Origin of the sequence: Paenibacillus sp. J31TS4 (assembly GCF_018403265.1) — a bacterium.
Classification (GTDB): Bacteria; Bacillota; Bacilli; order Paenibacillales; family NBRC-103111; genus J31TS4.
In genome coordinates this window covers 811,768-834,397 of the sequence record NZ_BOSI01000002.1, presented here as the reverse complement: position 1 = coordinate 834,397, position 22,630 = coordinate 811,768, and the positions used below count along the sequence as shown (strand labels likewise).

The 22,630-nt window shown below is 60.9% G+C and carries 15 protein-coding genes and 3 tRNA genes; 3 read left to right on the top strand and 15 right to left on the bottom strand.

Features of this window, described 5'->3' with window-relative positions; translation table 11 throughout:
* Positions 1-109 precede the first annotated feature (109 nt).
* A complete protein-coding gene (locus tag KJS47_RS14525; protein ID WP_213525736.1) occupies positions 110-961 on the bottom strand; it encodes an alpha/beta hydrolase family protein in 852 nt (283 codons plus the stop codon).
* A gap of 109 nt (positions 962-1,070) precedes the next feature.
* Here KJS47_RS14525 and KJS47_RS14520 point away from each other — a divergent pair, with 109 nt between their 5' ends.
* Entirely contained in the window at positions 1,071-1,748 is a 678-nt protein-coding gene (locus KJS47_RS14520) for an S-layer homology domain-containing protein (RefSeq protein WP_213525735.1), read from the top strand.
* A gap of 164 nt (positions 1,749-1,912) precedes the next feature.
* Here KJS47_RS14520 and KJS47_RS14515 read toward each other — a convergent pair whose 3' ends face one another.
* The 9 genes from KJS47_RS14515 to KJS47_RS14475 all read right to left on the bottom strand — a co-directional run bounded on the left by KJS47_RS14515 (position 1,913) and on the right by KJS47_RS14475 (position 14,006).
* Positions 1,913-8,497: a carboxypeptidase regulatory-like domain-containing protein gene (locus tag KJS47_RS14515; protein WP_213525734.1), complete on the bottom strand. Its 6,585-nt coding sequence runs from the start codon at positions 8,495-8,497 to the stop codon at positions 1,913-1,915.
* Positions 8,498-8,558: 61 nt separating this feature from the next.
* Positions 8,559-10,157: an extracellular solute-binding protein gene (locus KJS47_RS14510; RefSeq protein WP_213525733.1), complete on the bottom strand. Its 1,599-nt coding sequence runs from the start codon at positions 10,155-10,157 to the stop codon at positions 8,559-8,561.
* A gap of 269 nt (positions 10,158-10,426) precedes the next feature.
* The gene (locus tag KJS47_RS14505; protein ID WP_213525732.1) at positions 10,427-10,615 is read right to left on the bottom strand and encodes a helix-turn-helix domain-containing protein; all 189 of its coding nucleotides are present in this window, start codon (positions 10,613-10,615) and stop codon (positions 10,427-10,429) included.
* Positions 10,616-10,637: 22 nt separating this feature from the next.
* Positions 10,638-12,488, bottom strand: coding sequence for a cache domain-containing protein (locus tag KJS47_RS14500; protein WP_213525731.1), 1,851 nt, complete (start codon positions 12,486-12,488; stop codon positions 10,638-10,640).
* 313 nt (positions 12,489-12,801) lie between these two features.
* Positions 12,802-12,887, bottom strand: a tRNA-Leu gene (locus KJS47_RS14495).
* Positions 12,888-12,924: 37 nt separating this feature from the next.
* A tRNA-Ile gene (locus tag KJS47_RS14490) sits at positions 12,925-13,001 on the bottom strand.
* A 20-nt stretch (positions 13,002-13,021) separates the two neighbouring features.
* Positions 13,022-13,098: transfer RNA gene (locus tag KJS47_RS14485), tRNA-Met, on the bottom strand.
* 85 nt (positions 13,099-13,183) lie between these two features.
* Positions 13,184-13,351 (bottom strand): hypothetical protein, encoded by a 168-nt coding sequence (locus tag KJS47_RS14480; protein WP_213525730.1) that lies wholly within the window; start codon positions 13,349-13,351, stop codon positions 13,184-13,186.
* Between the two features lie 94 nt (positions 13,352-13,445).
* Complete coding sequence (locus KJS47_RS14475; protein WP_213525729.1) at positions 13,446-14,006, bottom strand: phosphatidylglycerophosphatase A family protein; 561 nt, start codon at positions 14,004-14,006, stop codon at positions 13,446-13,448.
* A 143-nt stretch (positions 14,007-14,149) separates the two neighbouring features.
* Here KJS47_RS14475 and KJS47_RS14470 point away from each other — a divergent pair, with 143 nt between their 5' ends.
* Together KJS47_RS14470 and KJS47_RS14465 are read left to right on the top strand one after the other, a co-directional pair.
* On the top strand, positions 14,150-14,662 hold the full coding sequence (locus KJS47_RS14470; protein ID WP_213525728.1) for a 2'-5' RNA ligase family protein: 513 nt from the start codon (positions 14,150-14,152) through the stop codon (positions 14,660-14,662).
* Positions 14,663-14,983: 321 nt separating this feature from the next.
* On the top strand, positions 14,984-15,157 hold the full coding sequence (locus tag KJS47_RS14465) for a hypothetical protein (RefSeq protein ID WP_213525727.1): 174 nt from the start codon (positions 14,984-14,986) through the stop codon (positions 15,155-15,157).
* Between the two features lie 185 nt (positions 15,158-15,342).
* Here the strand turns inward: KJS47_RS14465 and pyrE are convergent, their stop codons facing one another.
* From pyrE to KJS47_RS14440, 5 genes are all read right to left on the bottom strand, one after another.
* Positions 15,343-15,990: an orotate phosphoribosyltransferase gene (gene pyrE / locus KJS47_RS14460; RefSeq protein WP_283772077.1), complete on the bottom strand. Its 648-nt coding sequence runs from the start codon at positions 15,988-15,990 to the stop codon at positions 15,343-15,345.
* Positions 15,987-16,673 carry an orotidine-5'-phosphate decarboxylase gene (gene pyrF, locus KJS47_RS14455; protein WP_213525888.1) on the bottom strand — a complete coding sequence of 229 codons (687 nt, stop codon included), beginning with the start codon at positions 16,671-16,673 and terminating at the stop codon, positions 15,987-15,989. The genes pyrE and pyrF overlap by 4 nt, the downstream gene beginning before the upstream one ends.
* Before the next feature lie 131 nt (positions 16,674-16,804).
* Positions 16,805-20,053, bottom strand: a complete 3,249-nt coding sequence (gene carB / locus KJS47_RS14450; RefSeq protein ID WP_213525726.1) for a carbamoyl-phosphate synthase large subunit — start codon at positions 20,051-20,053, stop codon at positions 16,805-16,807.
* Positions 20,040-21,221 (bottom strand): carbamoyl phosphate synthase small subunit, encoded by a 1,182-nt coding sequence (locus KJS47_RS14445; RefSeq protein WP_213525725.1) that lies wholly within the window; start codon positions 21,219-21,221, stop codon positions 20,040-20,042. Before KJS47_RS14445 ends, carB begins: the two co-directional genes overlap by 14 nt.
* A gap of 92 nt (positions 21,222-21,313) precedes the next feature.
* Positions 21,314-22,597, bottom strand: coding sequence for a dihydroorotase (locus KJS47_RS14440; RefSeq protein ID WP_213525724.1), 1,284 nt, complete (start codon positions 22,595-22,597; stop codon positions 21,314-21,316).
* Positions 22,598-22,630: the final 33 nt, after the last annotated feature.

Sequence of the window (22,630 nt, the reverse complement as noted above, 5' to 3'; positions counted from 1 at the left end):
GACCCCCACTCTAGCAATGTCCGCTCGCCGGCGGACTCTCTCTCCTCCTGTCTCTAGCAAAACGACCTAGCAACCATTACCCCAACGGGCACCTGCGTAAACCTGCCGTTCATAGAGAGGCCGTGCCTGCTCCCTCCAGCTGCGAAGAGATCCATTGCGCCGTCAGCTCGATCGCTTGCTCCAGCTCGCGCGGCACTTCCCTAAGCGGATGCTTGGCGTTGAACGTATGGTTCGCCCCCGGAATCTTCAGCCAGGAAATGTCGGGACGGCGGCGCGTCAGCTCCTCCGAGCCGGCAAGCAGGCGAGGATGATCCTTCTCGCCCTGAATGAGCACGGCCGGCACTCGGGAATCCCCGGCCCGCTCCAAGATGGCGAACCGCTCGCGATTGCGCTCAAGATCGTCCAAGATCTCCTTGTCGAGCGGCATCTGCTGCTTCGTCCGGGCGTTGACGACGTAGGACCGGCCTGCCGTCCGCATCTGTTCCTTTTCCCGGTCCGTGAACAGATCTACGTCGGTAATTCCGTTCCAGCTGATGACGCCCGCCACCTGCTCCGGATGGTCGAAGGCGTACAGAAGGCAGACGCCGCCGCCCCGGCTGTGGCCAAGCAGAAATAGCGGGGATGCCAGCGGCTTCCGTTCGGTCGGCAGTGCTCCCGCTTCGAGCGTGCGCATCAGAAACGTCATGTCCTCCAGCTCCCGGCTATAGGTATTGCGCGCGAACTTCTCCAGCTCCGTGAAGGTGTCCGGCTCCTCGCCGATCCCGTTATAAGAAAAATTGAAGGCGAGAACGTCCAGCCCTTCGCTCAGCTGTTCGGCGGCATACGGAAACATGCCCCAATCCTTGAAGCCCTTGTAGCCGTGGCAAATCAGTAAGGTCCCTCTTGACGTGCCCTTGGCGGGATACAAATCTCCCCGCAGCACCCGGTCCTCCCCCATTGCCAATCGGAATGCTTGGTTCATCGTCGGTTCCCTCCTTTTCGACACCAGTATACGCGGCTCTTCACGAGGTTGCAAACAAGTTGCAACATTTGGATAGACAGCCCCGTCTATCGTTACAGGAGGTGAGAACATGAAGAACAAACGCAGAATGGTCCTCCCGCTGGCGCTCGTGCTGGGCCTGACTCTGTCCTCGTCCGCGTTCGCTTTTTCCGATACGGCCGGCGATCCTTACGAGGCGCAGATCCGCGCCTTGGAGGAACGCGGCGTTGTAAGCGGCATCGGCAACGACCTATTCGATCCGAAAGGAACGATGACGTCCGCCCAAGCGGTCCAGTTGATCGTAAAGGGACTCGGGCTGAACATCGATTCGCTGCGGTTCATCAAAGAGCCCAAGGCAAGCGATTCGTTCGACAAGGTCGCCGACAACGCCTGGTATGCCGAAGCATTCGTCATCGCCAAGTTGAACGGCCTGCCGCTCGACCGGAGCATCGACCCGAATCAGCCGATGACCCGCGAGCAGTTCGCCCATCTGCTGGTCAGCGCCGTCAATCTGGAAGGACCCTTCCCGATGATCATGATGTATATCAACATCACCGATCAAGACAAGCTGGACCCGGCTTACGCCGGCAGCATCCAACAGCTGCTGCTCACCCGGCTCGCCAATCTCGACAAGGAAGGCTTTTTCCGCCCGAAGGACGCGGTCACGCGGTCCGAGGCAGCCGGCATGGTGCACCAGGCCATCGGCTTCCTGGAGTCGCACAAGAAGGATCACAAGCCGGATAACGGCTCGTCGTCCTCCACCCGTTGACGGAGGCCGGTACCCGCCCAAACTGCCGTCGCGAACAGGAGCGGCCGCTGGCAGAGAAGCGCTGCCCTCTCGGCGACAGCTTCGCGCCCCGTGCCGTTCCCGTCACACACAAAAGACCCGCCGGCAGGCGGGTCTTTTGTGTGTGAGTCGCCAGCGCAGGTCCGTCAGGAAGCACTCCCTTCCGTCCGGAGGACATCGAAACGGATCCACGTATTAACCGAGAGCGGATTCTTCTGCCCCGTGTTCACGATGCGCAGCGTGTGCGGACCCGGCGGCAGGTCCCCTATTTCCCATAGAAGGGAATGCGGGACGCCGGTGCCTCCCGAGTAGTAATCGTAGTTCGCTGCAAGCACCCCGTCCACGTAGATCTCCGCCAGGCCTCCGTTCGAAGCCTTGGTCCCGTATAGAGCCGCCCGCGTCCCGTAGAAGGGAATGTCGACGACTGCACCGTGCGCGGTGCCGATTCTCTCACTGCCGCCATACATGCGGGCGTCCTTGACGGTCGTCCAGCTGCCTAAGTAGGTGACCAGCGGACTGTCGCTGTCAACGGCGTTCTGAGCCGGATCGATGACGGCAATCGGGTCCGAACCTGCGGACACCCCGCCATCCGTCCCGACGGCGAAGACGGTATATCTACCCGGCACCATGCCCGCGGTCGGCAGCTCCGCAGGCACCCCGGCGAGTGCAGACGCTTTGACTCCGTATACCGCCTCCCCGACAGTCGTCACGGCCTGCTCCAGAGCGGTCCGGTTCGGTTGGGTACCAGACGCCACGAGGTACAGCATGCCGTCCGTAGAGCTCGTTGCCGCAACCGGCGTTCCCGCCGCAACAGGCCCGGCCGTGACGGACGAGAGCACTGGCCGTTCCAGCCCCAGGTCCGTAACCCGCAGAGCGTCGAAGGAAACGAGCGTTCCGGTGGACGCCGGGTTCTTCTCGCCGGAGGCGACGATCCGGAGGACATGCACGCCCGGCGCGAGCGGCCCCGTCCCATACAGCTCCTGCTTCGTTTGCAGCGAGGGGCTGTACAGATCGACCTTCTTGACGAATACTCCGTCTAGATACACCTCCGCGATACCGTACATACCGTTCCGAGCACCGATCCATTGCGCCTCCGCCCCGTAGAACGGAATTTCGGCGACGGCTCCGGTGCTTCTCGACAGGAGACTTTCCCCGCCGATGTAATTGCCCGAATATGCCTGCCACTGGCCGGTGTACCCGATGAGCGGATAATCGTTGTCCAAGGTGTCGAGGCCCGATTCGATAAGTGTAATTCTCACCGGCGCGGCGGAGAGGTTCCCGCCCTGGTCAAGCCCGTACAGCGCGTACCGTCCCGCGGACATCCCGGCGGTCGGCAGCTCCTCGCGCGGACCGGCCGGCACATTCGCCGACGAGCCGTTCGGCCCGGCCGCCGCCGCTTCCAGCGAAGCCGGATCGCTCGGGGTCCCTTCGGGGACGAGGAGCAGCCGGAGCGGCTCGGGCGCCGATACATAGACCGGCTTGCCGGCCGCCACATACGGCTGCGTCACCTCAAGCGACGGCGGCATCGTGTCGCCGAGCACGGCGTCGACGACAGCCATTCCTCCCGCCGGCACCGTGAAGACGTCGGATAGATAAGGCGTATACCCGGGAGCGGTCACGGCCAGGCGCCGGGGACCCGCCGGGGCGTCCGGCAGCCGATACGCCCCGGTTGCATCCGTGTACACGGCCGCCGAAGCGTAGCCGGACACGTACACCTTGGCGCCTGCCACCGGCCGGTTCCCCGGGCCGTAGACCGTGCCCGTCACCGTGCCGGCTGATCCGGCCTGCCGCTCGCTTCGGTAGACGGCCAGCCGGTACGCCGACGTGCCTCCGTCCGAAGCAGTCACGAGGATCGGCAGCTCGTTTGCCCCGGGATGCAGCGCGACGGTCTGCTCCGCCGTTCCGGTGAAGGATTGACCGGCGAACGTGATGGCGGCATCCGGCTGCAGCGCGCGGGCCGTAATCGTCGCCGCCGCCATATCGGGGCCGACAGAGACGGCGTAGTCCCGCTCGGACGGGCGGAAGGCGGGAACGAATGACCCCTGGTCGATCGTCAGCTCCGCGAGTGCGGAGGAGCCGAGCAGCTGCATCTCCGCGCCGGCCGGCCGGTAGCCGGCTGACCGGAGAACGACCCGCTTGCTCCCGCTTTCGCCGAGTGCACCCGGCGCAAACGTGACCGACCCGGGCTGAGCGGAGTAGAGTGCCGGCACCAGTTCCGCCCCGTTCACGCTCACGCCGACGAGGCCGGCTCGCCAATCCGGAGCGTCCGGAAAGGAGAGCACAACCGCCTCACTTGCTTGGGCAGCCTCGCGAGAAAAGCTAAGAGGCGGAGCGTCCAGCGCCCGTTCCTTCCATTCCAGCTCCCGCACCCCGAATTTGAAGTTGGAGGAACGGGCGTCCTTACCGGCGTTCACGAAGGTAAGCGTGTGCTTGCCGGGAGATAGCGCCTTCGTCCCGACAGGGAGGAAGACGTTGGAGGCGCCCGTCGTCCCATAGAAGTTGACGGTCTCCGTCTCCTCTCCGTCGAGCAGCACTTTGTATATGCCGTAGCTGGCGGCCAGGAACGGCTTGATGCCGACCTCGTAGACCGCCTCCTTGCCGGTCTCGAACTCGAAGGCAATGGACCCTCCCGCCTCGTTCGCCTCGAACTGAACCGTGTTCGAGCCTCCCACATACAGGGTCGGCGCCGATTGCTCCCGAACCGGCAGATCGATGAAGCCGGCCGCTTGGTAGTCGCGGGCCTGCGAGGTCATCCACACCTCAGCCGTCTTCGTCGTCCCGTTGTAGGAAACGGAGACCGTAATCAGCGCGGAGCCATCCCCTATCGCAGTAATCGTGCCGGAGGCATCGACCTCCGCGACGGCCGGGTCGCTGCTTGTGTACGTCGTCTGAACCGCCGCCGCAGGAGCGGGCCGGCCGTCCCGAAGCACCGGCGAAACGGACAGCGCCGCCGTCTCGCCCTGCAGCAGCTCCTTCCTGGAGGCCTCAATGCTTACCGCCTGCAGCGGGTTCGTATCGAGCACCTCGACGTTGTCGACCCGGAACGTGTGCGTTCCTGTCCACGACTTGGCCGGATAGAACGCCATGCTCGAGGAGCCGTCCGGCTGCAGGTCGAACCCAGGATCATGCTCCGCGAAGACGATTGCCGCACGCCCTCCCTCATCCCGCATCTCCTGAATCCGGTAGCCGTTCGTGGTCGCATCCGGATGGGTGACGACTACATACCTTCCCTTGACCGCTGCCGCCGTCTCTGAGCGGAACGGCGCATCCGTAACGACCCCGTCATAGGCATCGCCGTTCGCTCTCCGCTTCGTGGCCGTGATCGTTCCCGCCGCGGGTCCTTCTCCGGTAAGGACATGACTGCCCTTGGCCAGCCGGGTGCCGCCGATCAGCTGCATCGACGCTACGGTGCCGTTGACCAGCCGGATGAAACCCATCTCTCCCTGCAGCGTCAAATCCTCCACGACCAGAGGTTCTTCGCTGCCTCCCGGGGCACTGAGCAGGATATCCGTCGTATCGCCGTAGGTCACCCGGACCGCCACGGCCCCTTCGGGACCGGAAGCCGGCGTCAGCCGCTCGATCGACTCGATAATCGGCCCCGCCGTCCCCTGGTACGGCTCCATCGCCGTCACGAAGGTGCTCTTCAGGCCGGTGCCTTCCCTTCGCAGCACCAGCTTCGGCATATCGTATTTGGCCGCCTCGTCGTTCGTATCGCCGTTTCGCCCGAGAAGCCGCGTGGAACGAAGTGACGGCGAGCGAGCGAGAAACAGCTCGTTGCTGCCCGGCTCGAGCAAACCGGTAATCTTGAGCTTCGCCTTCTCCGCTCCTCCCTCGGACGTAGCCAGCGTGACGTCGTACCGGTCGTCCGTCAAGCTGACCTTGCGGACGTCCTTGACGCCGATATAGCCGTAATAATGGCCCTCGGCATCGCCGCGGTCGTTGAACTGCTCCGGCTCGCGAACCTGGGTGCCGGGCGGGAGCAGATACGGCCCGTAAGGCTCGGCGGCGAGATCGGTCCGGAACTCGGCGTCCCGATTGGCATCCCCCTGGAGCGTGTACTCGTGCCGGCTGCCGCCGGATACCCGGAACAGGTCCACGACATAGCCCTGTCCGTTGTCCGCACCCGGGAACGGAATGGACCACGGTTCCCGGCTGTACCGGTCAACTGCCGTATAAGCGTTGCTCTGATCCGCACGCATGACCTGCACGAGACCGGACGGAGCAAACGTCTGGATGCTCCCGCCATGCTTGGCGTCCGCACTCATCTCCATATCATGGCTGTCGACGACCACGGTGTTGTGCCCCATAGTGGATAAGGAGAATTCCCGGTATTTCGTATACGTATAGCCGATATCCGGCAGCAGCTCTTGGCCCCGGGCATACAGATTAAGCTGCAGCGGATCGTAATGGTTATGGCCGTATTTGGGCGCGAACTGGAGATACAGCTGGGTTTGGTCCGCGCCCTTGCCGTCCGCCAGCCTGCCGATACCGGCCGCCGGCATCAGCAGCGACCCGGCGTCCAGCATCGGCGCCGGCGACTTGTCGGCCGCCCAGGAATCCTGGATAGGCAGCAGCTTCCCGTCCGGATAGACGAGCAGGTTGTTGTTGGTGAGCGACTTTTGGATGATCGGATAGTTGCTTTGCAGCTGCAGATTGTCGAACCGGACTCCCGACCGCGGCGATACGTAGCCTGCGGGATCGCTGTAGCCGTTCAGGGCGGCGGCGGCCGTTCCGAGACCGTTCGTCGACTGGACGTGGTAGGATGGTGCCACCTCCTTCCAATAGCCGTCCGAGAGGAACTGTGTTTCCATATAGGCACGCATCCATTCGAACGCCAGATGAATGTAGTCCGGTTCTCGGATCGCTCTGCTCGCGTCGATCAGTCCGAGCCACTGGGTATAGTTCATGTTGCTGAGCATGCCGGGATAGCTGAGAATATAGTCCACCGAAGGCACGATCATCTGCTCAACCAGCTGTTTCTCCACGTCGATTCCCTTCTCCTGGCTCAGCACCTGAAGTGCGTTCGTCTTCTTCACGAGCTCGTAGGCGCGGAGCAGCGGGCGGAGGCTGTTCAGCTCGCCGGCCGACCAGCGGTACCACATGCCGCCCCAGTAGTTATAGGGCGGACCTGAATCGATGCTGATCGGATAGTTGTGCCAGATATAGTCGGTTGTCGGTACGTAGCCCTCGTATTTTTCTGCGAATGCGAGCAGCAGACGGGCCGCGCCCAGCGGATCCTTTTTGGCGATTTTCTCTGTCTCCGCCACCGCCCAGTCTTTCTGCAGATACCAGAGGTGAGCGGATAGGAAATACCGCTTTCCTTCGGCATCCTCATAGTACGGATAGTCGACGGTCTCTCCTTTGCGGTTGACGGCCGTCATCGATTTCGTCTCCGGATACCGTTCGTTCGGATAGACAGTCTTCGTTTTGGCCGCGACCATGCTCCGGCGGTCGGAAGATAACGTATACAGCTGGTAAGGATGCAGCTCCGGCATCTCGGGCAGCCCCGTAAAAATGAACCCCGTCCGGTCCGGAATGACGGCCATGACAGCCTCCACCTCCGCGGAGGCGGGCGCCGGGGGGACGATAGCATCCCCATCCGAAGGCAGACCAAGCCGGGCCTGCTCGATCCCAGCTGCGATCATGCCGCTGCGGTCAAAGGTAACGATCGTAAAGTAGCCATCCGCGGGACCGTTATCCCGCATAGCAATCACCTTGAGCTGGTACAGCCCGTTCTCCAGCGGCTCGGGATGCCGGATCGTCAGCGTGCAGCGGTCTCCCGCCATCTCCGGGACGACGGTCTCTAGCGTTCGCCAGTTCGATGTGGGCGTCTTCCATTGCACCTCAAACGTCGTTTTGACCGGATGAATGGCATTCATCCGTTTGACACTCAACACTTTCTCGGTGAAGCCGGCATATCGCCATTCCGTCTCCTGAGGCGTCCATGGCTGCCCAACCGGCGGACGCTCGAAGAAGACGCTGCCAAGCCGGCCTTCGTCTACGACATTCGCCTTCAGATTCACGATTCCCCCGGTGTCCCAATAGTTGGAGGTCCGGATCGGAACCCACGACAATAGCGGCTTCGTGTTGATGCGGTAAACGTGTACGATGTTCATTCGCCACTCGGTCCCCGGCGCGACCGCTCCCGCTCCCAAGGAGGCGAGCGGAATGGCTGCCTCGATATAGGTTCTCCCTTCGGCATCCGCCGTCCCGTGGGCGAACGTCTGCACCTCCGTCCGCTGCGGATTTTCCTTCGCCAACTCTCTGCCGACGTTCCAGTCCGTTTTGGTCGGCACGGCAAGCAGGGAGACCGGCAGACTGATCACATGATGCGCTTCCCCCGAGGAAGCGGTGCTGACCAGAATTTCGATTTTCTCCAGCAGCGGTTTATCCGCGGAGTCGAAGGAGCCTCCGATGTACAACGTCTCCTGGTCGAACGCCGCCTTGTAGACCGGCCCGTTGCCCGACGGCTCGTTATAGTACGCCGTTCGAAAATCGTCCAGCTCAGACGCCCCGCCCCAGGCCGGTTCGTTCAACAAACCGTCGATGACCGGAGCCTCCGTCCATTTCGGCAGCACTTTCCATTTCGTCTGGGAATGCTCGATAAGGGGCTTGGAGACGGAACCCGCTTCTTGACGGGCATTCGCTCCCGCGCCGCTTGCGGCCTGCGCGGGCAAGCCCGGTGAGACCGCAAGTGCAAGAGCGAGGGCAGCGATCAGCCATTTTCGCATGGATGTTCCTCCTATCCCGATCGAATATAAGACTTTCTCCTTCGGCCGCATGCAGGAACGGCTACTTCAAAATGCCGGCTGCCTTGAGGTCCTGGTCGTATTTCTCGACCAGCTCGGCTCCTTTGTATTTCGTCATAAGTTCTTCCAGGTACTTAGGCCAGTTTTTGCCCGACTTGTCGTCGAAGATCGCCTTGGAGAACAGCTCGTTCTGACGCTTGCGGAAGCCGGCCAGATCGAACCCGGAAGGCGGGAGCAGAGAAGCGCCGAGATAGCTCTTGGCGGGCTGGGAGGTCAGGAACTTCAGGATTTCCCTGTCGCGGTCGGTCTCGCCCTCCGAGATCACGGTCAAGCCGAACACTTCCGGCTGGTGATTCTCGTTCGTGAAGAAGGACCAGATCCGCAGAAAATCGCCCTGCTTGACGACATCGTTGCTGTACGCTTCCGTATTGAGCTTGATCGTCTTGCCTTCCCGGGTGTAATGCTTCCCTTCCTGCCCGTAATGGGTCAGCAAGTAGCCTTCCTCCGACGCGAGCCAATCCAGAATCTCGACGCTGCGGGCAATTTTCTCCGGATTCTTCTCGGCAACCGTCTTCGGGAAGAGGAACGGGTTGCTGGGCCCGGTTTTCGTCATGATCGGCGTATCCCCGACCATCGTGAACGGACGCCAGTCGGCTTTCGGATTGATGAGCTTGGAGCGGTACTGCAGACTTGTCGGGACATTGTCGTAAGCGAAGTCCCTTGTCACGCCCATGACGACCCCTACCTTGCCCTGGATCGCTTTTTCGATATGCTGCGGGGATTTGTTCAAGTACCAGTCGGGGTCGATGACCCTCTCCTGTGTCAGCTTGGCGACGTCGTCCAGCACCTGCTGCATCTTGGGACTGAGCGTCGGATCGACCCAATGGTTGTTCTCGATGAAGGATGGGAACAGCAACCCGTATTTCAGCAGCTCCGGCCATTCGTAGCCAAGGTTCGCGCCTCCTCCGGAGGTAGAGAACCCGTACGTGTCCTGTTTGCCGTTGCCGTCCGGATCCTGAAAGGTGAACGCTCTCAGTACGTTGACGTATTCGTCATAGGTCTTCGGCATGGATAGCCCGAGCTTATCCAGCCAGTCCTTGCGTATGTAGAACATCCGATAGCTCATCTTCACATAAGGCAGAGGAGCCCGATAGAACCCGCCCTGAATCTGGTAATTCTTCACTTCGCTTTCGGTCGTCCAATGCTTAAAATAGTTCGGCATCGTCGTGGGAGAGATAAAGGGAGTGAGATCGGCGAGAAGCCCGTCGACCGCGTACTTGTTCCCCCCGTCGCCGTTCATGTCTCTCCACATGTCGGGAGGCGTGGAGGCCAGGAGAGCGTTCAGCTTCGTATTGTAATCGTTTGGTGCCATGTAGGTGACCTTGAGGTTCACGTTGAACTTCTGCTGGATCGTCTGCAGGACGAAGTCCTTGGCAGGCTCGGGCAGATTCGTACTCGGCGGGGCGTTGATGAACCAGTTCAGATCTAGCTTTTCTTTGCCGTTCGTCGCCGCCGCCGTGCCGCCTTCCTTCTGTCCGGCTCCGCCGGCTGGCTGCTCGGCCTGCTTGCCGCAGCCGCTTAGGGCAAGCGATCCGATTAGCAGAAGCGCCAGAGCGCTTTTCGTAATAGGAAGCGTTTTCATGTTTCTCCTCCTCTTTATCATCCAACTCTCGGGTTCCGTCGTTCTTCGCTGACCTGCTGCGCATAACCGGCCTCTTCATCTTGGCAGGAACGCCTCTATCCTTCAATTTTCTCTTTGTAACTAGCGGTTTACCAAAAGACAACGACCCGAACCAACGGATAAAAGGGACCGTAAAAACGAAACGGCCGCTCCAGAAGAAGGAACGGCCGTGGTGGGAATGTGCTATTGCTAGGAAGGGAAGGAGCCAGGCCCTCCGACTGCGGTAGAAGTCAGCCCAATCTGGGAGGACGCTCAAGAGGCAACAAGGGCCCCGGCTCCGTTCCAGCGTCTACGAGGTCGCGATAGGCTCCCGGCGTCAGTCCCGTGCTTTTTTTGAAAATACGGGTGAAGTTCGCTACCGAGGTGTAGCGCAGCCGGTCCGAGATTTCCTTGATGCTTAGCTCGCCGCTTCGAGCCACGCCTGGAGCTCTTCGTGGCAGGTCAGCGTGTACGCCTGCGTGCGTCACGGGCGATTCCCTCCGCGAGCTCGATCCCAAGCTCCTGCAGGCTGTGATCCAGTTCGCCGACGAGGTGAACGAGCAGCCCGGCTACGGCGTCCGTGCGCTGCAGCCGGTGCGAAGCCCGCCCGACAAAGGCGCTCAGCCGTTCGCGAGCCTCGTCATAGCGTTCCTGAACCAGAGCGGCTACCACCTCCCTCTCCATGCGGATCAGATCACGCAGCGAGGCGTCCATATCCCGGACATGCTCGGGCAACACAATGGCGGACTCGCCTAATGCCAGACGATAGGCGAGTAGAGCATGGGCTTCCTGGTAAGACGCCGAGATGGCGGAGCTCCCCGTTCGGGTCTGAGACAGCGCCACAGAGACGGTGAAGGGAAAAAACCGCCTTGCCTCGGCGCATAGGCTGATCGCGAAGCTTCGAGCCGTCTCGTCCGCCTCCCCGTCCGGGCTTGCAAAGCCCATCAGGAAGACGACCTGGCCGGGCTGGGGCGACAAAGTAAGCGCCGTCCGGTGAGCCTCTGCGCTCTCTTCGGTCCACTTCCGCAGCGCATAGAGGAACAAGGCGAGATTCGCCTCGTCGTATTGTTTTCGGAGCTGGGAGTATCGATCTATCTCGATGACGCCGACGCAAAAGGCCGTTCCGCGCAGCTTCGCAAGAAGCGTCTGCACGCTGTCGTCCGCCCCATCCGGCGCACCGAAGCCGCGGAGCAGACGGTGCAGCAGGTGCTCCTCCACGATCGGCCGCTGCTCATCCAGCCGGTGGGCCATCCGGCTGTTCGCCTGCCGCATCTCTTGTACGGACCGGTCCAACGCAGCCAGCAGGTCGGTGCCGGCGGCTCCCGTCTCGCGGCCAAGTACCTTATGGGCAAGCCTCTGCAGCGGGGCGAACATGTGTCCGGAGGCGAAGATGGCTACGGCACCCCACAGAAGCGCGATACAGAGGACCAGGATCCAGCAGACGATCCGAAGGTTGTCCGCCTGGGCCGACCATTCGCGGGCGGAGGCTGCCACCACGTACGTCCAGCCGTTCAGAGAGGACGTGACGGAAGTGAGCATGAACGTCTCGCCGGCCAGCTCCACCCGGCTAGGAACGGCTCCCGCCTCCGGCAGCATACGCTTGAGATCGCGGGTGCGCTCCTCCTGCCGGCTATCGCTCCACGTTTCACCGATGACGACCTCTCGGCCTTCGTCATCGCGAATGATCAGGCTGCGGTTCGGCGGCAGCTGGCTCCTCACGATCGCGTCACCCCAACGCTGCGTATCCAGGCGAAAGACGAGCAGGCCGTTCGGCGACGAGGAATTAAGCGGAATGGGACGGACAATGAGCAGCTCGTTCTGTCCCTGGAATGTCCGAGGCGGAATTTTGTAGGAGGTGGCACTGCCGGTCCAATGCAGTTTGAGCAGCTCGGTATCGGGATAAGCAAGCTGACGGCTCATGCCGGCTCTATGGGAGTAAACCGCGTTATGGCGAGGCATGACAACCGAGATATCGATTGGCATGTCCGAGGAGGCGACTACATTATGCAGCTCGGTCATGAACTGGACCGAGAGCTCAAGCGATTCCATCGAGAGGCCCCGCTCTGCAATTTTTTGCACGGTTGGATTGAGGGATAGAGAGACGGACAGCTGGTCCATCCAGCCGATCGAGGAGTCCATCTGAATTTGCAGCTGCTTGAGCAGGCTCTGTTGATGCAGGTTGACCTCCTTTTGCAGCACCCGTCCAAACAGATTCATCGAGACCGTTCCGAGCACGAGGACCGGCACGATTCCCAGCATCAGCGAAAACGCCAGCAGCTTTTTGCGGTACGACATGGGGCCTATCGCAAACACGGTTCGCCCTCTCCCTTGCTTTCCCGACTTATGTAAGCGCATTCTTTTTATTCGTTGCTAAGAATTTAGCTATCGATATGACACGCTGTTTCCTGCTTTCCCGGTTCACGAACGATTGTACCAAAGATGGGCCAATCTGGAAACGGCAGATTGACGAGAAATGAAAAAAGCACCTTTTCAAGCGCTTCTCGTTTGGGAACGAGTATCTGCTTGAAAGAGGTGCTGTTCTTATCCGTTTCATTCGGCTTGCTGTTCGCAAGCGCGACTCTATCGCCTGTTTGTTCCCTAAACGGCTGGGAAGAAGGGACGAAAATGCCGAGGACCGGGATCGAACCGGTACGGTAGTCACCTACCGCAGGATTTTAAGTCCTGTGCGTCTGCCAATTCCGCCACCCCGGCATGTGATCGATAGATTCGATCAAAAAAAGCCTTCGTATGGTGGGCCCTGAGGGACTCGAACCCCCGACCAATCGGTTATGAGCCGACCGCTCTAACCAACTGAGCTAAAGGCCCTTAAAAAGACAAAAAAAAATTGGTTGCGGGGGCAGGATTTGAACCTGCGGCCTTCGGGTTATGAGCCCGACGAGCTACCGGGCTGCTCCACCCCGCGACACTAATAGCAGCGACAAAAATAAATATACAGGATAGATAGGGGTGTTGTCAATGGAAATAGCAGAAAAAATTGCCCGATTCGGTTATCTCATGTAACGGACGCCAAATTTGCCGCGCCTGGACCGAAACACTTCGACCGTCTGGGGGCATTCGTAGCCGTAGATCCACCAGTCCTCCTCCATCCGCTTCGCGAGGCATCCTGCCTGGAATTTGCTGTCGTACAGCTTTGCCCAATAAATCCACTTTCGCATAGCTGAGCTCTCCTTCCTTTCCTGCCGGCGTCTCTTTGTTCATAGCATAACCGGAAGGAGAGCATTCCTTACTTCCCCAGAGTCCTTTTTTGTCTTAACCGGCTGCGCCGCCCGATTCGCCGGTTTCCGATTCTCCCGCCTGCTCTTCCTCGCTTTCCTGCCAGTCCCGGCTTTTGTGGGCGATGCGGCTCGAAGCGGAGGCGGCGACCGCGGCCACCAGGTCGTCCAGGAAGGTATGGACGCCATCCCCCTGCTTCGTATCGAGCCGCAGGATGACGCCTACCTTGTGTTTGTCCAGATGCCCGAACGTCGTCACCGCTATGCTGCCGTATCCGAGCACGGCGCCGAGGGAGAGCGTCTCGTCGCAGCCGAACAGCCCTTCATCAGCCTCGACCAGCGACTGCAGCGGCTCCGAGAGCATCCCCTTCTCAGCCAGCATATCGAGCTCGATGCCGACGAGCAGGGCGTGCAGCAGCTCCCGCTTACCCAGCACCGCCTTCACACTGTCGAGGCAGGCAGCGTGCGTCAAATGAGGATGATACGGCCGCTGCATGACATAGACGATTTCCGCAATTTCCTCGAGCCTGACGCCTCTTTCGTTCAGGCGGGCCAGCACGGCCTCGTGGATTTCCTTGCTGTGGACTTTTCGGTTCATCCCATCACCTACTCTATTGGATGTGGTCCCGGTGAGACAGGAACGGCCCGCATACGGCCAGGGCCGGCGGTCGGTGTTAGAGCGGGGCAAATTGCGGTATAATAGAACAACGATTTTATTCGAGCGCCAAGGAGGCTATTCGCATGAAATACGGTATCGTCGTTTTTCCTTCCAAGGACATTCAGGACCTCGCCAACAGCTATCGCAAGCGATACGATCCGCATTATGACCGGATTCCTCCCCACCTGACCGTGCGGGACGCAGAAGAATGGGAAGAAGGGCGTCTGGAGGAAGCCGTTCGGCATCTCGAGCAAACGGTTTCGGGACTTTCCCCATTCCCTGTAACGTTCAACCGTTTCTCGTCCTTTGCGCCAGTCGCCAACGTCATCTACCTGGCGACCGAAGATCCGTCCAAGCTGACGGCTCTGCATGACGCGGTCTGCAGCGGACCGCTTGCAGTAAAGGAGCAGTCTTACCATTACGTCCCTCACGTAACGGTTGGGCAAAAGCTCGGCGACGACGAATTCCACGACGTATTGTCCAGCTTGAAGAATGCAAGCGTCAGCGAGACGTTTCAGATCGACCGCCTTCACTTGCTCTACCAAATGGACAACGGGGGCTGGACGGTCTATCAAACCTTTCTGCTCGGCAAGTAACGACCTGCTGTGAGCCGGGGCCCCTTCTCTTCTGCCGGAGAGACAGGGCTCTTTTTATCCTACGCCGCGGCCGCCAAAAGGTGCGGACGGGGACGGCTATAGCAGCCAATCGTTTTAGGTGCCAAGCATCGAAGCGAACCCTTGCCGTACCTCTTGACACCCTGTCCAGTCCCTTTCGAACCGTTCCTCTATCCTAATGAAGCTTGACCGAAAATATGCTCTTCGGTTTCGGCCAAGCTATAGGTTATTTTTCCTAGTGTTTTAATCGGTTTTGTGATATGCTGACGGTAACAGGATATGGAGAGAAAGGCGGGGTTGGCCATGAAGTGGAAATGGAGCTATATGCTGCTGGCGGCCGGTCTTTTTGTTGCAGCCGGCGTGTACGCCCAGGATTCGGGGGCGGCCAAAGAACCGGAGGCGCAGCAGCCGCAAGCGCTCATCAAATTCAACGGCAGCCAGGTGCTGTTCGCGGAAAACATGCCGGACTGCCATTAAGCCAGCAGGCCGTGCATAAGTTTATGTGCTGACAAACAAAACACCTCTTTCGCGGAACCGACCGACCGGTTCCTGCAAAAGAGGTGTTTTTTTGTTAGCTCCGTGCATGAGCCGGCAGGCAGCGGCGCTGGCGTCTCTTTCACGACGCTGCCGCCGCGCTTCGCTCGCTCCGGGGCGCTACTGCCTTACGCTTGGCCGTAGGCTTCCGGCTCCTCGCGCCACTTGCGCAGCACGTCCAGCTGGTCGTGCGCGATAATCCCCTTGGCCGCCGCCACGTCCAGCAGCGCCGTATAGTTGGACAGCGTATCGAGCGGAATGCCGTGCTCGGCGAACGCGGCCGCCGCTTTGGGGAACTGGTACGAGAAGATTGCCGCGACGCCGAGCGTCCGGGCGCCGGCTTCGTTCACGACCAGTGCGGCCTTGAGGCTGCTGCCTCCGGTCGAGATCAGGTCTTCGATAACGACGACCTGCTGGCCGGGCTTCAGCTGCCCCTCCACCTGGTTCTGCTTGCCGTGTCCCTTTGCCTTGTCGCGGATGTAAATCATCGGCAGGTTCAGCTTTTGGGCTACCCAAGCCGCATGCGGGATGCCGGCGGTCGCCGTTCCTGCGATGACCTCAGCCTGCGGGTACTTCTCGCGGATCAGCGAGGCGAAGCCCTCCGCAATCTGCTCCCGGATCGACGGATGCGACATCGTCAGCCGGTTGTCGCAGTAAATCGGCGATTTAAGACCAGAGGTCCAGGTGAACGGCTCCTCCGGCCGCAGCGCGACCGCCCCGATCTCCAGAAGCGCCGAGGCGATCTGCTCCTCCAGTTGCTTCTTTGCTTCGTTCATTCCGATGCCAGCTCCTTCCCAATCGATTCCAATGCCTGCCGCGGGTCGTCCGCACCGGTAATCGGGCGGCCGACAACGATATAGTCGGTTCCCTGGGCGAATGCCTCGGCCGGCGTCATGACGCGCGCCTGGTCGCCGATGTCCGCTCCCTTTGGCCGGATGCCCGGCGTGACGGTCACGAAGCCTTCTCCCAGCTCCCGCTTGATGCGCATTACTTCCACGGGGGACGCTACCACGCCGTCAAGCCCCGCTTGCTGCGTCAGCTTGGCATAGCGCAGGACGCAGTCTTCGACCGGACCGTCGATGCCGATCTCCTCGTTCATCGTCCGCCGGTCGGTGCTCGTCAGCTGCGTGACGCCGATGACGAGCGGCCGGGCGCCGCCTGCCTTGTCGACGCCCTCAAGCGCCGCTTCCATCATGCGGACGCCTCCCGCCGCGTGTACGTTGAACATATCCACGCCCAGGCGGGTGATGCTTTCGGCTCCGCCCTTCACCGTATTCGGTATGTCGTGCATCTTGAGGTCGAGGAATACTTTGTAACCGCGCTCCTTCAACCCGGCGACGAAGGACGGGCCCGCAGCGTAATACAGCTGCATGCCTACCTTCATGTAGCACGGGATGCCTTCGAGCTGCCGGAGCAGCCGCTCGGCCGAGGCGGCGTCCGGATAATCCAGCGCCACCATGACCTGCCCGATCCGACCCGACCGGTTCTTCGTGAAGCTGTTGTCTGTCTGCACGGTTTCTATCTCCTTCTGCCTGGCCGGCACTAGCTTCCTGAAGCGATCGTTCCGTCAAGCCGCCGAAGCGGCCGCCGTTAGCCTTCCTGGGAGAAGACGAACGGCTGTTGAACCGCTTCGTGTACCGGCATCGGACGGGATGAGAAGTTGATCGTCTCCAGCATCCCGAGCAGCGCCCTTACCGTATCGAGCGAGGTCATGCAGACGACGCCGTTCTCGACCGCCTCGCGGCGGATCCGGAAGCCGTCGCGCTCCGGCGTCTTGCCCTTCGTCAGCGTATTGACAACGAAGTGCGCCTCTCCGTTGCGGATCAGGTCCAGAATGTTAGGCGAGCCCTCGCTCAGCTTGTTGACTTTGTTCACCGTCAGGCCTGCCTTTTGCAGCGCCTTGGCCGTTCCGCCCGTCGCAACGATTTTGTAGCCCATGTCGTGGAAGCCGCGCAGAATCTCTACCGCTTCCTCCTTGTCCTTGTCCGCTACCGTCGCAATGATCGAGCCTGTCGGCGGAATCTTCATACCAGAGCCGATGAGGCCCTTGTACAGTGCCTTGGCGAAGCTGATGTCGCGGCCCATGACTTCCCCGGTCGACTTCATCTCCGGTCCGAGCGTCGTGTCGACCCGGCGGAGCTTGGCGAACGAGAACACCGGCACCTTGACGGAGACATGATCGTCTTCCTTCCACAGGCCGCCTTCGTAGCCGAGGTCCTTGAGCTTCCGGCCCATGATGAGCTGGGTAGCCACATTCGCCATCGGGATGTTCGTTACCTTGCTAAGGAACGGAACCGTCCGGGACGAGCGCGGGTTCACCTCGATGACATACACCTGATCTTGGAAGATGACGAACTGGATGTTCACCAGACCGACGACCTCGAGGCCGCGGGCGATCTTCGTCGTGATGTCGACGATCTGCTCCTTGATGTTGTCGCTGAGCGTTTGCGGCGGATAAACCGCGATCGAGTCTCCCGAGTGGACGCCCGCCCGCTCGATATGCTCCATAATGCCCGGAATCAGGACGGTCTCCTTGTCGCAGATCGCGTCGACCTCGACCTCTTTGCCCAGCATGTAGCGGTCGATGAGAACCGGATGCTCCGGATTGATCTTCACCGCGTATTCCATGTAGCTCAGCAGCTCGGCGTCGGAGTAGACGATCTCCATCGCCCGTCCGCCCAGAACGTACGACGGACGCACGAGTACCGGGTAGCCGAACTTGGAGGCGATCCCTACCGCATCATCGACGGAAGTGACCGTGCCGCCAGGAGGCTGCGCGATGTTCAGGCTTCTGAGGAGCGCTTCGAATTTCTTGCGGTCCTCGGCGGCGTCGATGCTTTCCAGATCGGTGCCCAGAATGCGGACTCCGGCTTTGGCGAGCGGCGCAGCCAGGTTGATAGCGGTCTGTCCGCCGAACTGGACGATGACGCCGACCGGCTGCTCCCGCTCAATGACGTTCATGACGTCCTCGAAGAAGAGCGGCTCGAAGTACAGACGGTCCGAGGTGTTGAAGTCGGTCGATACCGTCTCGGGGTTGTTGTTGATAATAACGGCCTCGTAGCCGGCCTGCTGGATGGCCCATACCGCGTGGACGGTCGAGTAGTCGAACTCGATCCCCTGCCCGATCCGGATCGGACCCGAGCCGAGCACCACAACCTTCTGTTTGTCGCTGTCCTGTACTTCGTCTTCCGTCTCGTAGGTCGAGTAGTAGTACGGCGTTGTCGCCTCGAATTCGGCCGCGCAGGTGTCAACCATCTTGTAGACGGGCTTGATGCCCTGCTCGAGCCGGTAGGCCCGCACCTCGTTCTCCATCACATAAGGCAGCTGCACGTTCGCATTGCGCCGAATCTCGGCGATGGCACGGTCGGTGAAGCCGTTGCGCTTCGCCTCAAGCAGAAGCTCGCGCGACAGATCCTCCTGCTGCAGCTCGAATTCGAAACGGATCAGCTTCTCGATCTTCGTCAGGAACCACCAGTCGATCTTGGTCAGATCCTGCAGCTGCTCGACCGTGTAGCCGCGGCGGAATGCTTCGCCGAGCAGGAACAGCCGTTCGTCGTCCGGCTTTTTGAGGCGCATCTCGAGCGTCTCGGTGTCGATGTGCTCGGTTTCCTTCAGGTACAGCCGATGCGTGCCGATCTCGAGCGAACGGATCGCCTTATGAATCGACTCCTCGAAGGTACGGCCGATCGCCATGACTTCGCCGGTCGCCTTCATCTGGGTGCCCAGCTTGCGGTTCGCGCTCGTGAACTTGTCGAACGGCCAGCGCGGGATTTTGGATACAATGTAGTCGAGCGTAGGCTCGAAGCATGCGTACGTTTGCCCAGTGACCGGGTTCATGATTTCGTCGAGCGTGTAGCCGATCGCAATCTTGGCGGCCATCTTGGCGATCGGGTAGCCGGTCGCCTTGGAGGCGAGAGCCGAAGAGCGGCTTACCCGCGGGTTGACTTCAATGACATAGTATTGGTAGCTGTGCGGGTCGAGCGCGAACTGCACGTTGCAGCCGCCTTCGATGTTCAGCGCGCGGATAATTTTGAGCGATGCGGAGCGGAGCATCTGGTACTCGCGGTCCGATAGCGTCTGGCTCGGCGCGACGACGATGCTGTCGCCGGTATGCACGCCGACCGGATCGAAGTTCTCCATGTTGCAGACGACGATGCAGTTGTCATTCGCGTCGCGCATGACCTCATACTCGACTTCCTTCATGCCGGCGATGCTCTTCTCGATCAGGCACTGGCCGATCGGGCTGTAGCGCAGGCCCGACTTGACCGTCTCGATCAGCTCGGCTTCGTTGTCCGTAATGCCCCCGCCCGTTCCGCCGAGCGTGTAAGCCGGACGGACGATGATCGGGTAGCCGATCTCGTTCGCGAAGTCGACCGCTTCCTGCACGGTGGTGACAATCGTGCTGTCCGGCACCGGCTGGTCCAGCTCGCGCATCAGATCGCGGAACAGATCGCGGTCCTCCGCTTTCTCGATGGCCGTCAGCTGGGTGCCGAGCAGCTTCACGTTCTCGCGCTCCAGCACGCCGTGGCGGGCGAGCTCGACCGCCATGTTGAGGCCGGTCTGGCCGCCGAGCGTCGGCAGCAGGCCGTCCGGACGCTCCTGGCGGATGATTTGGGTGACGAAGTCGAGCGTAATCGGCTCGATGTAGACCTTGTCGGCCATGTTTGTGTCGGTCATGATCGTAGCCGGATTGCTGTTGATCAGGACAACCTCCATGCCTTCTTCCTTGAGCGCTTCGCAAGCCTGGGTACCGGCATAGTCGAACTCCGCCGCTTGTCCGATGACGATCGGACCGGAGCCGATCACGAGAATTTTTTTCAGGTCTTTATTTTTTGGCATAAGTCAATTCCCCCTTCGACTCGGCGGCTTGCGCCCCGGATTGGGCTGCGCGGCTGTTGGCCAGCATGATCGCCTGGCGCGGCGGCAGCGGGTTGTTCTTCTTGAACTCGCGGATCGAAGCGATGAAATCATCGAACAGGTAGCTCGAATCGAATGGCCCCGGAGCGGCTTCCGGATGGTACTGAACCGAGAAAGCCGGATACTTCGTATGCTTCAAGCCTTCGATCGTGCCGTCGTTGTTGTTGATGTGGGTCACTTCCAGCCCGGTTCCCTGGATCGATTCGTCCAGAACGGTGTAGCCATGGTTCTGCGAAGTGATGTAGCAGCGGCCTGTGCTCAGATCCTTCACCGGATGGTTGCCTCCGCGGTGGCCGAACTTCATCTTGGTCGAGTCCGCGCCGCAAGCGAGCGCCAGCAGCTGGTGCCCGAGACAGATGCCGAAGATCGGGTACTCGCCGAGCAGCGACCGAATCATCTCTGCCGCATACGGCACGTCCTTGGGGTCCCCAGGACCGTTCGACAGCATGATGCCGTCCGGGTTGATCCGGCGGATCTGATCGGCCGTCACGTCGTGCGGCACAACCGTGACGTCGCAGCCGCGCTGGACCAGATCGCGGATAATACCGCTCTTGGAGCCAAAGTCCACGACCACGACCCGCTCACCGAAGCTCGGGGAGTGGAAGATGCTTTTGGTCGACACGCGGCTCACCTGATCGGTTACCGGCGTCATCGCGTTCAGCTGCTCCTGCAGCTCGCCGACCGATTTGTTCGAGGTTGTCAGAATGCCGCGCATCGTGCCGTAGTGGCGCAGAATCCGCGTCAGCATGCGGGTGTCGATCTCGCTGATGCCGGGGATGCCGTATTCTTTGAGGAAGCTGTCTACCGTGTACTCGGAGCGCCAGTTGCTCGGAATGTCCTCGTGGCGGCGGACGACGAACCCGTTCACGAACGGCCGGATCGATTCAAAATCGTCGCGCGTCATTCCGTAGTTGCCGATCAGCGGATAGGTCATCGTCACGATCTGTCCGCAATAGGACGGGTCGGAGAGAACCTCCTGATAGCCGGTAATGCCCGTATTGAAAACCACTTCGCCGGTGGATTCGCCGTCGCTGCCGAACGCCTTGCCGGTGAACAGCGTTCCGTCTTCCAATAACAATCTTGCCTGCATGCTCATCGCTCCTTCGCTCTATCCTGTATGAAATGCCTGCTTGCGCGTATTCTCTATCTAAACCTAGCCTAATTGCCTCGCTCTTGCCGATCCTATGCCTGCTTCTCCGACCAGACGATCTTGCCTCCGACGAGGGTGGCCGTCGGCCAGCCGGCGAGCTTCCAGCCGGTGAACGGTGTGTTCCGCCCCTTGGACAGGAACTCGTCCGGGTTCACTTCCTTCTCGGACTCGAGGTCGATCAGCACAATGTCCGCATCCGCGCCCTCTGCGAGCGTGCCGGATGCCAGGCCGAACACCTCCGCGGGCTTGCTGGTCATCCTCTCGAGCAGGAAGCCGAGCGTCCAGCGGCCGGTCTTCACGAAGTGGGTGTACAAGAGCGGGAACGCCGTCTCGAAGCCGACGATGCCGAACGGGGCGAGCTGCATGCCCTTGGCTTTCTCTTCCTCACTGTGGGGCGCGTGGTCGGTAACGATAATGTCGATCGTACCGTCCTCCAGCGCCTCGATGCACGCCTCGACGTCCTTGCGGGAACGAAGCGGCGGATTCATCTTCCAGTTGGCATCCATGCCCGGAATGTCCTCTTCCGAGAGGAGCAGATGGTGCGGGCAAACCTCAGCGGTTACCCGGACGCCTACCTGCTTGCCTTGGCGGATGAGGCGGATGGACTGCTCGGTGCTGACGTGGCAGACGTGATAATGAACGCCTGTCGCTTCCGCGAGCAGGATGTCCCGGCCGACGTGAATCGCTTCTGACTCGTTCGGGATGCCCTTAAGGCCGTTGCGGCGGGCGAACTCGCCCTCGGCGACCGGCGCTCCTTCGACCAGCGTGTTGTCTTCGCAGTGGGCGACGATCGGCACATTCAGCGAGGCAGCCTTAGCCATGGCGTCCTTCATCATCTGGGCGCTCTGCACGCCGACGCCGTCGTCGGTGAAGGCGAAGACGCCCGCTTCCTTCAGCGCCTCGAAGTCCGTCAGCTCACGGCCGAGCTCGTTCTTCGTGATGCAGCCGTAGGGGAGAACCCGGACCGCTCCTTCCGTCTCGGCCTTGTGCCGGACGAAGTTGACGGTTTCGACCGTATCGATCACCGGCCGCGTATTCGGCATGCAGGCGATGGTCGTGAACCCGCCGCGCGCCGCAGACCGGGTGCCGGTGGCGATCGTCTCCTTGTGCTCGAAGCCCGGCTCCCTCAGATGGACGTGCATGTCGATAAGTCCTGGCGCAACGAGGCGGCTCTGCGCATCCAGCACCTCATGCCCTTCCGTAGCGGGGCTTTCCTCCTCGCTGAATCTGACAATCTTGCCGTTCTCTACGTAAAGATGCTTCCGCACCAGTTCCTGTCCTTCCAGGATGCTGCCATTGATAATCCAGAGTCCCATAAGTGCCTCCTCTAGTGTTGTATTGGTGACCGG

What these genes read in the sequence shown, in the direction of transcription:
- KJS47_RS14525 (WP_213525736.1), bottom strand. Translation starts at nt 961, where the DNA reads ATGAACCAAGCATTCCGATTGGCAATGGGGGAGGACCGGGTGCTGCGG.
- KJS47_RS14520 (WP_213525735.1), top strand. Translation starts at nt 1,071, where the DNA reads ATGAAGAACAAACGCAGAATGGTCCTCCCGCTGGCGCTCGTGCTGGGC.
- KJS47_RS14515 (WP_213525734.1), bottom strand. Translation starts at nt 8,497, where the DNA reads ATGCGAAAATGGCTGATCGCTGCCCTCGCTCTTGCACTTGCGGTCTCA.
- KJS47_RS14510 (WP_213525733.1), bottom strand. Translation starts at nt 10,157, where the DNA reads ATGAAAACGCTTCCTATTACGAAAAGCGCTCTGGCGCTTCTGCTAATC.
- KJS47_RS14480 (WP_213525730.1), bottom strand. Translation starts at nt 13,351, where the DNA reads ATGCGAAAGTGGATTTATTGGGCAAAGCTGTACGACAGCAAATTCCAG.
- KJS47_RS14475 (WP_213525729.1), bottom strand. Translation starts at nt 14,006, where the DNA reads ATGAACCGAAAAGTCCACAGCAAGGAAATCCACGAGGCCGTGCTGGCC.
- KJS47_RS14470 (WP_213525728.1), top strand. Translation starts at nt 14,150, where the DNA reads ATGAAATACGGTATCGTCGTTTTTCCTTCCAAGGACATTCAGGACCTC.
- KJS47_RS14465 (WP_213525727.1), top strand. Translation starts at nt 14,984, where the DNA reads ATGAAGTGGAAATGGAGCTATATGCTGCTGGCGGCCGGTCTTTTTGTT.
- pyrE (WP_283772077.1), bottom strand. Translation starts at nt 15,990, where the DNA reads ATGAACGAAGCAAAGAAGCAACTGGAGGAGCAGATCGCCTCGGCGCTT.
- pyrF (WP_213525888.1), bottom strand. Translation starts at nt 16,673, where the DNA reads ATGGTGGCGCTGGATTATCCGGACGCCGCCTCGGCCGAGCGGCTGCTC.
- carB (WP_213525726.1), bottom strand. Translation starts at nt 20,053, where the DNA reads ATGCCAAAAAATAAAGACCTGAAAAAAATTCTCGTGATCGGCTCCGGT.
- KJS47_RS14445 (WP_213525725.1), bottom strand. Translation starts at nt 21,221, where the DNA reads ATGCAGGCAAGATTGTTATTGGAAGACGGAACGCTGTTCACCGGCAAG.
- KJS47_RS14440 (WP_213525724.1), bottom strand. Translation starts at nt 22,597, where the DNA reads ATGGGACTCTGGATTATCAATGGCAGCATCCTGGAAGGACAGGAACTG.